The sequence below is a fragment of the Corynebacterium sp. A21 genome, assembly GCF_052266655.1.
Taxonomy (GTDB): domain Bacteria; phylum Actinomycetota; class Actinomycetes; order Mycobacteriales; family Mycobacteriaceae; genus Corynebacterium.
This window is the reverse complement of record NZ_JBQPQY010000005.1, coordinates 75,850-87,593: the sequence shown is the minus strand read 5'-3', so window position 1 is coordinate 87,593 and position 11,744 is coordinate 75,850. Positions and strand designations below refer to the sequence as shown.

The 11,744-nt window shown below is 63.0% G+C and carries 10 protein-coding genes; 6 read left to right on the top strand and 4 right to left on the bottom strand.

All coding sequences use genetic code 11. The features are described 5' to 3' along the window. Positions 1-19 precede the first annotated feature (19 nt). The gene (gene gntP / locus ACTU46_RS09850; RefSeq protein ID WP_443381411.1) at positions 20-1,378 is read right to left on the bottom strand and encodes a gluconate permease GntP; all 1,359 of its coding nucleotides are present in this window, start codon (positions 1,376-1,378) and stop codon (positions 20-22) included. A 240-nt stretch (positions 1,379-1,618) separates the two neighbouring features. Here gntP and uxaC point away from each other — a divergent pair, with 240 nt between their 5' ends. The 6 genes from uxaC to ACTU46_RS09820 all read left to right on the top strand — a co-directional run bounded on the left by uxaC (position 1,619) and on the right by ACTU46_RS09820 (position 8,649). Continuing rightward, positions 1,619-3,025 (top strand): glucuronate isomerase, encoded by a 1,407-nt coding sequence (gene uxaC, locus ACTU46_RS09845; RefSeq protein ID WP_443381409.1) that lies wholly within the window; start codon positions 1,619-1,621, stop codon positions 3,023-3,025. Next, positions 3,022-4,407, top strand: a complete 1,386-nt coding sequence (locus tag ACTU46_RS09840; protein ID WP_443381408.1) for a mannitol dehydrogenase family protein — start codon at positions 3,022-3,024, stop codon at positions 4,405-4,407. Before uxaC ends, ACTU46_RS09840 begins: the two co-directional genes overlap by 4 nt. Positions 4,408-4,491: 84 nt before the next feature. Further along, the gene (locus ACTU46_RS09835; RefSeq protein WP_443381407.1) at positions 4,492-5,997 is read left to right on the top strand and encodes a glycoside-pentoside-hexuronide (GPH):cation symporter; all 1,506 of its coding nucleotides are present in this window, start codon (positions 4,492-4,494) and stop codon (positions 5,995-5,997) included. Between the two features lie 185 nt (positions 5,998-6,182). After that, positions 6,183-7,418, top strand: a complete 1,236-nt coding sequence (gene manD, locus ACTU46_RS09830) for a D-mannonate dehydratase ManD (RefSeq protein ID WP_443381405.1) — start codon at positions 6,183-6,185, stop codon at positions 7,416-7,418. Positions 7,419-7,488: 70 nt separating this feature from the next. Then, a complete protein-coding gene (locus ACTU46_RS09825; protein WP_443381527.1) occupies positions 7,489-7,959 on the top strand; it encodes a gluconokinase in 471 nt (156 codons plus the stop codon). Between the two features lie 138 nt (positions 7,960-8,097). After that, the gene (locus tag ACTU46_RS09820; protein WP_443381403.1) at positions 8,098-8,649 is read left to right on the top strand and encodes an isochorismatase family protein; all 552 of its coding nucleotides are present in this window, start codon (positions 8,098-8,100) and stop codon (positions 8,647-8,649) included. 31 nt (positions 8,650-8,680) lie between these two features. Here ACTU46_RS09820 and ACTU46_RS09815 read toward each other — a convergent pair whose 3' ends face one another. The 3 genes from ACTU46_RS09815 to ACTU46_RS09805 all read right to left on the bottom strand — a co-directional run bounded on the left by ACTU46_RS09815 (position 8,681) and on the right by ACTU46_RS09805 (position 11,613). After that, positions 8,681-9,325, bottom strand: a complete 645-nt coding sequence (locus tag ACTU46_RS09815; RefSeq protein ID WP_443381401.1) for a hypothetical protein — start codon at positions 9,323-9,325, stop codon at positions 8,681-8,683. A 103-nt stretch (positions 9,326-9,428) separates the two neighbouring features. Further along, on the bottom strand, positions 9,429-10,880 hold the full coding sequence (locus tag ACTU46_RS09810; RefSeq protein ID WP_443381399.1) for an aldehyde dehydrogenase: 1,452 nt from the start codon (positions 10,878-10,880) through the stop codon (positions 9,429-9,431). 451 nt (positions 10,881-11,331) lie between these two features. After that, a complete protein-coding gene (locus ACTU46_RS09805; protein WP_443381397.1) occupies positions 11,332-11,613 on the bottom strand; it encodes a DUF3618 domain-containing protein in 282 nt (93 codons plus the stop codon). Positions 11,614-11,744: the final 131 nt, after the last annotated feature.

Genomic DNA, 11,744 nt, shown 5'->3' with positions numbered 1-11,744 from the left:
GTGGAGCCGGCCTGGGGGCTCAGCCGATGAACACGCTGAGCAGCATGACCATGGCCAGTCCGACCAGGGAGTTGCACAGCTGCAGCAGACCCCAGGTCTTCAGGGTGTCCTTGACCGAGAGGTCAAAGTAGCCCTTGAAGAGCCAGAAGCTGGCGTCGTTGATGTGGGTGAAGGTGTTGGAGCCGGCGGCGGTGGCCAGCACCAGCAGTGCCGGATTCACGCCGAGCAACGTTCCACTCGGATCCATCAGGGCACCGGAGATGATGCCGGCGGCGGTGATCGCGGCGACCACGCCCTGTCCGGTGGCCAGTCGGATCAGCACCGTGATGAGCCAGGCCATGAGGTAAGGCGAGAGCGAGGTGGCGTTCATCAGGGTGCCGATGTAGTCGCCGATGCCGGTGTCGATGATGACCTGCTTGAGGGCACCGCCGGCACCGATGATCAGCACGACCATGGCGATGCCCTTGATCGCGCCGTCGAAAGTGTCCATGCCCCAGGAGATGCCGCGGCCGGGGCGGATGGCGAAGAAGTAGAGTGCGGCGGCCAGGGCGATGGACACCGAGACCACGGAGGAGCCGAGGAAGTTGATGATATTGGCGGTGGTGGTGCCCTCCACCAGCCAGATATTGGCGATGGTGGCGGCGATCATCAGGATGGCCGGGATCAGCGGGACGAACATCGAGAGACCGAAGGAGGGCCGTTCCGCCACCGGAACCGGATCCTCGGCGCGCAGCAGCTTCGGAATGGGGTAATCGAGATTGCCCAGGAACTTCGGCAACACCCAGCCGGTGATGGCGATGGTCGGAATCGCGACGATGATGCCGAGGATGTAGACCATGCCGATATCGGCACCATAAGAGTCCACCAGAGCCACCGGGCCGGGCTGCGGCGGGAAGAGCGAGTGGGCGGTGGTCGTGGCCGCGACCGCCGGGATGGCGATCTTCATGAAGGGCACCTTCGCCTCCACTGCCACCGCGACGATCAGCGGGGCCAGGATGATGAAAGCCACCTCGTAGAACATCGCCAGACCGAACACCGTGCCCGCGATGACCATGGCGATCTTGACCTTGCCAATGCCCATCTTCGCGATCAGGGTGTCGGCGATCTGCGCGGCGGCACCCGAATCCACCATGAGTTTGCCGATCACCGCGCCGAAGACCACGATGATCGCCAGCGATCCCAGCGTCGAACCGAACCCGTTCTGGATGGTGTCCAGCAGATCCATGAGGGGGAAACCCTCGAGGATGCCGATCAGCAGGGCGGCGAGAAGCAGCGCCACCATCGCGTTGATCTTCCATTTGATATTCAGCAGCAGCATGAGACCGATGCCGAGGACCACCCACACGATGTGCAGGAAATCCATTTCTATGGTGTCCATTGATTCTCCGGGTTGCAGTGGAATCCCGCGCTGTCCCGAGGGGCAGGACAGCATCGGAAGATGGTGGTGATCCAGATCTTCATTCCGGTGGCGGGATCACACATCCAGCGCGGAAAAGTGGTGGATCATCGAATAAAATCATTGCGCCAGAACTGTAGTTCCACATGTACGCCGGGTGAACCGGCGGAAACTTCTGGCAACTCATTGATTGTGAGAGTAAGAACAGTCTTGAATTGAACCATGAGTCCGTCACATGCCTCCCACCCGGATCGGCTTCTGCCCGCCGACCCCGCCACCCGAGACATCGCCCGGCGACTGCTGGCCAATGTCGAGGAATTACCCATCATCTCGCCCCACGGCCATCTCGACCCGGCGATGTTCACCACCGATGCCGCTTTCCTGGATCCCACGGCACTGTTGATCAGCCCGGACCACTATGTCACCCGCATCCTGCACTCGGCGGGCGTGGACCTGGCCGATCTCGGTGTCGGTGGCCACGAGTGCGACCCCCGCGAGGCCTGGCGAATCTTCTGCAGCAACTGGGGACTGTTCACCGGCACCGCCTCCGGCTACTGGCTCGAGCAGGAGTTCGAGCACGTCTTCGCCATCAACCCGGACCGCATCAGCGCCGAGAACGCCGATGAGATCTACGATGAGCTCGCCGCGATCCTCGCCCGCCCCGATTTCCGCCCCCGCGCCCTGGCCGAGGAATTCGGTCTGGAGGTCCTGGCCACCACCGATGATCCGATGGACACCCTGGAGCACCACAAGACCCTGGCTGAGGACCCCACCTTCTCCCCGCGGGTGCTGCCCACCTTCCGCCCGGACGCCTACACCAAGATGTACCGCCCCGACTTCGCCGCGAATGTCTCAAAACTTGTCGACGCCGCGGGCGAGGGCAAGGTCGGCTACGAGGGCTACCTGCAGGCGATGCGCAACCGCCGCCAGTACTTCATCAATCACGGTGCCACCTCTTCGGATCACGGCACCCACAACGCGGACTCCACCCCGCTGAGCCCCGCAGAGGCACAGTCCCTGCTGGACAAGGGCATGAAGGGTGAGGCCACCTTCGCCGAGGCCCTGGCCTTCGAGGCGAACATGACCTACCGCTTCGCGGAGATGGCCCAGTCGGACGGCCTGGTGATGACCATTCACCCGGGTGTTTACCGGAACCACTCCGCATCCGCGGCCAAGAAGTTCGGTGCCGACACCGGCAATGACATCCCCTTCCAGCTGGAGTACACCCGCGGACTGCGCCCGCTGCTCAGCGATTTCGGTGAGAACAAGGACTTCCACCTGGTTCTGTTCACCATCGACGAGACGGTCTACTCCCGCGAGCTGGCCCCGCTGGCCGGCTACTACCCCTCCACCTTCGTCGGAGCCCCCTGGTGGTTCATCGACGAGATCGACGCGATGAATCGCTTCCGTGCCGCCACCACCGGCACCACCGGCTTCTCCCGCTACTCCGGGTTCATCGATGACACCCGCGCCTACTGCTCCATCCCCGCCCGCCACAACACCTCCCGGCGCGTCGAGGCCGGCTACCTGGCCCGTCTGGTCGCCGAGCACCGTCTCAGCGAAGACCGTGCCGCCGACATCATTGTTGATCTGATCGATGCTTCCCCGAGGAGAGTGTTCAAGCTATGAGCAACCCGCAACCGCTCAACCGAGAAACCGCCCAGGCCGCCGGCCCCGCCCCGGTCCGCCTGATCCACCTGGGGCTCGGTGCCTTCCACCGCGCCCACCAGGTGTACTACACCCAGCAGGCGGAAGTGGACCCCCAGCAGCCGGCCTGGGGTTATGCCTCCTTCACCGGCCGCAGTCCCAAGATGGCGGACCTGCTCACCGCCCAGGATGGTTTGTTCACCCTGGTCACCCGTTCCGGTGAGGGAGACTCCCCGGAACTGATGAGCTCCCTGGTCCAGGCCCACCCGGCCACTGATGTCACGACGCTGCGCGCCCTGATGGCACGTCCCGAGGTTGCCGTGGTGACCCTGACAATCACCGAAGCCGGCTACCACCTGGCGGCGGATGGTTCACTGGACACCACCGATACCGAGGTGTCCGCGGATATCGCCGAGCTCAAGGAGAACCTCTCCCCCGAGTCGCTGGCCACCGCTGCCGGACGACTGGTCAGTGGACTGGCGGCCCGTCGTGCGGCACACGCCGGCGGCATGGCCATCATGAGCTGCGATAACATCGCCGCTAACGGACCGCTCACCCAGGCTTCCATCGTGGAGCTGGCCCGCGAGGTCGACGCGGAACTCGCCACCTGGATCGAGGCCGAGGTCACCTTCCCCTCGACCTCCATCGACCGGATCACGCCGAAGACCGAGCCGGAACTACTGGCCGAGGTCGCCGCTGAAACCGGTTTCACTGATGCCTCCCCGGTGGTCACCGAACCCTTCGCCAGCTGGGTCATCGAGGGTGAGTTCCCCGCCGGTCGTCCCGACTGGGAACGCGCCGGGGTGGAGTTCGTCACGGACATCGACGCCTTCGAGTCCCGCAAGCTGTGGCTGCTCAATGGCTCCCATTCACTGATGGCCTACTACGGCCAGCTGCGTGGTCACCGCACCGTGGCTGAGGCCATCGCCGACCCGGCGGTCCGCGCCCGCGTCGAACAGCTCTGGGATGAGGCAGCGGCGCATCTCAGCTCCGAAGAGCTGCAGGTTCCGGCCTACCGCGACTCACTGATCGAGCGTTTCACCAACCCGCGGATCGCCCACTTCCTGGCGCAGATCGGTATCGACGGCGGCACCAAGCAGCGGATGCGCGCAGTCCCGATTCTCAAGGCCGAATTGGCGCAGCAGCGCGCGGGTGAAGGTGCCCTCTTCTCCATCGCTGCCTGGATCGCCTTCCTGCTGCAAACCGCGGAGATCCAGGATTCCCGTGCGGCTGAGCTTGAGGTGGCCAAGAAGAATGCGGATCCGGTCAAGGCGCTGCTCGCCGCCCTTGATGAGGATCTCGCCGCCGAGGATGAGGTGCTGGGCCAGATCCGCGGTCTGGTCGCCGAGCTTCAGAAGGCATAACCACCCCATGTGTCACCAGCCGGATGGCCCCCACCGCCATCGGATCGGCTGCTGGCCCGCCACTCCAGATTCAGGAGAGCACTGATGTCCACCGCTCAAGCCCCCGCCGACCTCCAAGGAGGATCCGGCAAGGGGAACCACCCGATCACGTTGAAGGGCGAGATACCCTTCTTCCGGGTGGCCGGCTACGCCTTCGGCGACGCTGGCTGCAATATCGCCTTCCAGATGACCGGCCTGTTCCTGCTCGTCTTCTACACCGATGTGGTGGGAATCCGGCCGGAGCACTCCGCCATGATCTTCCTCTTCGTGAAGATCTGGGACGCTTTCGCCGATATCTTCGCCGGCCGGGTGGTTGATTCCACCATGACCCGCTGGGGCAAGTTCCGGCCCTTCCTGTTGTGGTATTCCATTCCACTGCTGGCCTCGAACCTGTTGTGCTTCTGGGTTCCGGTGGATGATTACTGGGCCAAGGTCGGCTGGGCGACAATCTCCTATGCGCTGATGGGTCTGCTCTACTCGCTGGTCAACATCCCCTACGGTTCCCTGGCTGGCGCGATGAGCCAGAATGCGGTGGACCGTTCCCGGATGGCAGCGGCCCGCATGGTCGGCGGTGGCCTGACCATCCTGATCCTGTCCTTCATTCTGGCCCCGCTGATCCGGACCGCCGAGGACCTCCAGCAGACATTCCTGCTCACCGCGGGAATCTTCATGGTCATTGGAGTCTTCTTCTTCCTCATCACCTTCTTCACCTCCAAGGAGGTGGTGGAACGCGAGGTGGCCAAAGTCAGTCTCCGTGAGACCCTGCTGACCCTGCGGACAAACGTCCCATTGCTCCGGTTGTGCGCCTCCTCGCTGTTCTACCTGACCGGGCTGAATGTGATCACCTCGATGGGTATCTACATCGCCGGAGACATGCTCGGCCGCTTCACCACCGGCGGTTGGCTCTCCACCGTGGTCATTATCATCACCTCCGGAGCGGTGCTCTACATGGGTCCGTTGGGCCCGATGATCACCCGCCGGATGGGTAAGCGCCGTGGCTTCGTCGTCTTCTCCTTCATCGGCGCAGCCGGTCTGATTCTCTTCTGGCTGGCAGTTGCCTTCCTGGACAGCTTCCCGGTGGCCTTGGTCGGTTTATTCATCGCTGGCGCCGGTATCGCGGTGCTCAACACGATGACCTGGGCGATGGAGGCGGACACCGTGGAATACGGCGAATTGAAGACCGGTGTCCGAACCGAGGGCGCCACCTACGCCGCGTTCTCCTTCACCCGCAAAGTGGGCCAGGGCATCGGCATGGCGCTGGCCTCCCTGATCCTGGCGTTCGCCGGATACAACGCCAGCCTGGATATTCAACCCACCGAGGTGGTCTCCGGGATGAGTTTCTGGTTCCTCATCTTCGCCGGCGGCTGTCTGCTGGCGGCGGGCCTGCTCATGATGTCCTACCCGCTGACCGAATCGAAGTTCCGGGAGGTGCTGGCCGAGATCCAGGACAAGCGTCAACGTTATGGCTCGGTGCACGCCGCCCGGGAGGCCGAGCGCTTGGCGCAGTCGGGGAAGACAGCGGAGTCAAGTTCTCAGAGCTCCCCGAATTAGACCCCCGAAGCCCACTGAATCACTGATCTTCGCCCCCGATACCAGGCATTATGGAGGCACAGGGGGCAAAAGCCCCCCGATCCCCTCCCCTAGCAGATAAGATACGACCATTGTTCCGGCCAGTGAGAACCGGCCGGGAAACCCCCCTTCACTCTTCAGACTGAATTCCCGAAAGGATCAACCCGATGAGCGTAAAGATCGCCAAGGCCGAGGTCTTCGTCACCTCCCCTTCCCGTAACTTTGTCACCCTCCGACTGACCACCGAAGACGGTGTGGTCGGCATCGGCGACGCCACCCTCAATGGCCGCGAGCTCGCTGTCGCCTCCTACCTCAAGGACCACGTCTGCCAGCTCATGGTCGGCCGCGCAGCCGGTAATATCGAGGACACCTGGCAATTCCTCTACCGCGCCTCCTACTGGCGTCGTGGCCCGGTCACCATGGCCGCCATCGCCGCCGTCGACATGGCGCTGTGGGACATCAAGGGCAAGATGGCCAACATGCCGGTCTATGAGCTGCTCGGCGGTGCCTCCCGCCACGGCTGCCGGGCCTACGGCCACGCCTCCGGCACCGACACCGAATCACTCTTCGATTCCATCCGCTATGAGATGGAGCTGGGCTACAAGTCCATCCGCGTCCAGACCTCTGTCCCGGGCATCGAGAAGCTCTACGGTGTCGCCGCCCAGTCACAGTCCTCCGGCGAGCGTTATGATTTCGAGCCCGCCAACCGTGGCGGTTGGCCGGTTGAGGAGGACTGGGACACCCGCGCTTACCTGCGCCACATCCCCACCGTCTTCGAGGCCGTCCGCAATGAGTTCGGCGCAGACCTGCCGCTGCTGCACGATGGCCATCACCGCATGACCCCCCGTGAGGCCGCCCAGCTGGGCAAGTCCCTGGAGCCCTACAACCTCTACTGGCTCGAGGACTGCACCCCGGCCGAGAACCAGGAGGCGCTGCGCTACGTCCGTAGCCAGACCACCACCCCGCTGGCCATCGGTGAGGTCTTCAACTCCATCTTCGACATCAAGGACCTGATCCAGGAGCAGCTGATCGACTACGTGCGTTGCGCCTCCACCCACTTCGGCGGCATCTCCCCGCTGAAGAAGGTCATGAACTTCGCCGAGATGTATCAGATCAAGTCCGGCTTCCACGGCCCGACCGATGTCTCCCCGGTCGGCTTCGCCGCGCAGCTGCACCTGGGCCTGTCCATCCACAACTACGGCCTGCAGGAGTACATGCCGCACTCCGCGCTGACCAATGAGGTCTTCCACGAGTCCCTCACCTTCGAGGACGGCTACCTGCACCCGAGTGATAAGCCGGGCCTGGGTGTCGATTTCGATGAAGAGGCAGCTGCCAAGTTCCCCTATGAGCAGGCCTACCTGCCCTACAACCGTCTCAACGACGGTACCGTCCACAACTGGTAATCGCGTTTCAACGAGGGAGAATTGAGTGATACCGATGCCCGAGCAAGGCACTCCGCACCACGTCGTGGTGATGGGGGTTTCCGGATCCGGAAAAACCACCACCGGTCTGCTCCTCAGCGAGCGGCTCGGCCTGCCCTATACCGATGGCGATGATCTCCATCCGCAGACCAACATCGATAAGATGGCGGCCGGTCAGCCCCTCAACGATGAGGATCGCTGGCCGTGGCTGGAACTGATCGGCCGCTGGTTGGATGATCACCCCGAGGGTGGTGTCATCGGTTGCAGCGCACTCAAGCGCAGCTACCGCGACCTGATCCGGGAGTTCGCTCCCGATGCGCGTTTCGTTCATGTCCACGGCGACCGGGAGGTCCTGTGGGAGCGGATGGGGCACCGTGAGGGCCACTTCATGCCGCCGGAGCTGCTTGATTCCCAGATCGCCATCCTCGAGCAGCTCGCCGAGGATGAATCCGGGGCGGTCTTCAATGTGGCCGAGGCTCCTGAGAAGGTCGCCGGGGATGCTGCGGCCTGGCTCCGCGGCTAGGTTTCACCCATGATGATCGCCCGCCGTCAGATTCTCTGGCGGCGGGCGATTTTCGCTTCTCGACGCCGCGACCCCGACCCCGCGATCGCGCCTAGGCTGGGGGCAGCATAGCTCACGCACCCACCTTCAGGAGAATTCATGAGAGCGCTTGTCATCGTTGATGTCCAGGATGATTTCTGCCCCGGAGGTGCGCTGGCCACCGACCGCGGTTCAGCGGTCGCCCGGTTGATCGCGGACCACCAGATCAGTGCCGGTGCGCGCTACAGCGCCCAGGTAGCCACCCAGGATTATCATGTCGACCCCGGTGATCACTTCTCTGATGAACCGGACTTCCGCGACTCCTGGCCGCCGCACTGCGTCGCCGGAACCCCGGGGGCGAAACTCCATGAGTCGATCCACACCGAGAAGCTCAACGAAGTCTTCCGCAAGGGAGCCTACGAGGCCGCCTACTCCGGTTTCGAAGGAATCGGCGATGGCGTGGGCCTGGCCGCATGGCTCAACGCACGGGGCATCACTGAGCTGGATCTGGTGGGTATCGCCACGGATCACTGCGTGCGGGCCACCGCGCTCGACGCGGTCCGGCTGGGCTTCACGGTCCGGGTGATTGCACGGCTCTGCGCCCCGGTGGACGAGGAACGCGGCAAGCTCGCACTCAAGAAGCTGGCCGACGCCGAGGTAAGCGTGATTTAACCCGGAGCGGAAGGGGGCGCAGCCCCTTTCCTCAGCGCAGTTCGCGCGGCTCTACCTCGATGTGCTGCAGGTACCCATCAATCTTGGCAATGCGGCCAGCCTTGACCGCCACTATCTGCTCGCTGATCACCCGAAGCCCGGATGACTCCCCCAATTCGATCGAATTCTCCGCCAGCATGATGGACTCACTCAGCTGCTGCCGGAGCAGGAGCAGGTAGGTGATCTCCTGCTGTCCAGCAGGACTGTCCTGAAGAATCCTCGCGTCATCCAGCCCCCCGACCAGATTCTGGGAACCGCTCGGATCGATGGCCGCGGTGGCGTCGATCGCATTTTCAGCATGGGGCCGTAGGTCCCCGGTGGCGAACTCCCATTCCTCGAGCATGGCATTGAGCTGAATGACCTCATCCTGAGCCCGTGCCACGCTGTTCTCCGCAATGAGCCGGACCTCAGGATTCAGGTCCGGCTCCGCCAGAATGAGTCTTCCGATCTCCACCGAGTTCTGGAGGAGAGGTTTGACCTTGATCACAAACTCAAGGTCTGCGGTGTTGACCTCGATTTCGGCCGCCTCAGTGGTCGCCGAAGCGCCGCCGGGCAAAATGGGAGCCTCAGCGGCGCAGGCAGACGCTGAGAGGGTGACGGCGATAGCCATCGACACCGCAGCGAGAACTCGCTTCACGTATGAACACCTAAAGATCAGAGTAAGTTAAGGTCTCCATAAGCTTAGCGATCTTTTATATTTGATACCAGTCCGCCCTATAAAGGCAGGTCAGTACCATTCCTTAAAGGGGATACTGCTGATCCGCCGGCTCAATGGTCACCCATTTCAGCTCAGTGAACTCATTGATTACCTGGCGGCCATCAAAGTGCCCATAACCGCTCTGCTTCACGCCGCCGAAGGGCGCGTTGGCATCATTCTGCACGGTGGCACCATTGATGTGCACATGGCCAGCCTCAATACGCAGGGCGGCAGCCAGGGCCCGGGTGGAATCCTTGCCGTGAACCGCCGCTGCCAGACCATACTCACTGTCATTGGCGGTGGCGATGGCCTCCTCCACCCCATTGACCCGGATGATGGTGGTGATCGGGCCGAAGGTTTCGTCGGTATAGATGCTCATCCCCGGCTTAACGTGGTCCACGACGGTCGCGGCCATGGCGGCGCCGTCAGCCTTGTCACCGTTGACCAGCGTGGCCCCCTTGGCCAGAGCATCATCGATCATGGCGTTGATGCGCGCACCGGAGTCGGCACGGTACATCGGGCCGATGGCGACAGTCCCATCATCTCGGGGGTCACCGGCCTTGAGCTGGGCGACGCGGGCGGTGAACTTCTCCACGAACTCATCGGCGATGGCCTCATCGACGATGATGCGCTCCGTGGACATGCAGATCTGCCCCTGGTACATGAAGGCCCCGAAGACCGCGGCGCTTACCGCGCCGTCGACATCGGCGTCGTCAAGCAGCACCAGCGGAGCCTTGCCGCCGAGCTCGAGCAGCGGCTTCTTCAGGTAACGGCCACAGGTCTCGGCGATCTTGCGGCCTACACCGGTGGAGCCGGTGAAGTTCACCCGGCGTACGGCCGGATGTCCGATCACGGCCTCCGCGACGGCGGCGGCATCCTCCGGAGCACTGGAGATGAAGTTGAGGGCACCGGCTGGCAAACCGGCCTCATGCAGCACCTCAGCGAGGATCTGGTGGCTGCGCGGGCTCCCTTCGGAGGCGCGGAAGACCACGGTGTTACCGCAGACCAGCGGATAGGCGATGGAGCGCATCCCCAGCACACCCGGGGCGTTCCACGGTGCCATGGAGTAGACCACGCCGGCAGCCTGGCGCACGGTCATCGAGAACACCCCCGGACGGTCGGTGGGGATGGTCTCGCCGACGATATGGGAGGCCAGGCTGGCGGCCTCACGAAGACACTGGGTGGTGAGGAAGATGTTGAAGTGGGCCCAGCCCGCGGCGGCACCGACTTCCGCGACCATGGCCTGAACAAAATCATCGGCCCGCTGCTCCAGAATGTCAGCGGCAGTGTTCAGGATCACGCGGCGCTGACTGGGGCCGGTCTGTGACCATTCCTTGAAGGCCTCGGCGGCAGACTCCACGGCCGCGACGGCGTCCTCGACGGTTCCGGCAGCACTGGTGGTGACCACTTCACCACTGAGCGGATGGACCCGCTCAAAGGTTGCTCCATCCGAAGCGTCAACGGCCTTGTTGTCAATGATCAGCTTAGTTTCCATGTGCTCTTGAGCCTCCGGCTTAGTCGGGAACATCATTTAAGGAACAGCTGCAGTAGTCCCGGGACCGGCCCTGCTGCAGCGCGAATTCTGTAACTGTTCATGGCAGGAACGAATAGAAAATGTTACCTTACCCACCTTCCGGGGCCAGCATAGTTCAGGTCACTCTTTTTATAAAGGGAATCTTCAAAGCCGGAGGTAGGCGCCACCGGACCCGCATCCGAAACCACGGTTCCGCGAGATAACCGGTCCCCGAACGGCCCTTATCAGCACCCTCCCCCAGCCGGATATCACACCTGAAGCCGCTAGCTATTCACCCGAAATGTCACACTTCCAGCGAGGTCCTCGCCCGCCCTCCCTGCTCCAATCTGCCCTCGGGAACACAAAAACGGACGCACCAAAGTGCATCCGCCTGAGTGTTTCTCCCCCACCGGGGTGGGTTCATTGAAGTGTTCTACTGCATACGCTCTGCGAGCATGCGCTGGATCTCCTTGAGATCATTGTTCTTCTTACGGGAGCGGAACACGGCGAAGACGACACCACCGACGATAAGGGCACCGACACCGGCCAGAACCTTCTGGATATTGGGGTCCTGCAACTTGCTGTTGGCCTGACGCTTGGCGTCATCGACCAGGTTCTGCGGCTTGGTACGGTCAGCCAGCTCATCGAGGGTACTGGCCAGCTGCCGGCGGGTGCGCTCGATCTCGCGCTGGATGTCATCGATATTGCGTGCCACGATTTTCTCCCGGTTTCCTCAGTTCAGATTGTGCCCTTAAGTCTGTCACACCTCAACGTACTTTAGCCCAGCCACCCCGCGCATGAGGGCCCTGAAGTAATCACCCGACTCTGGCTCTGCTTTTGGAACGC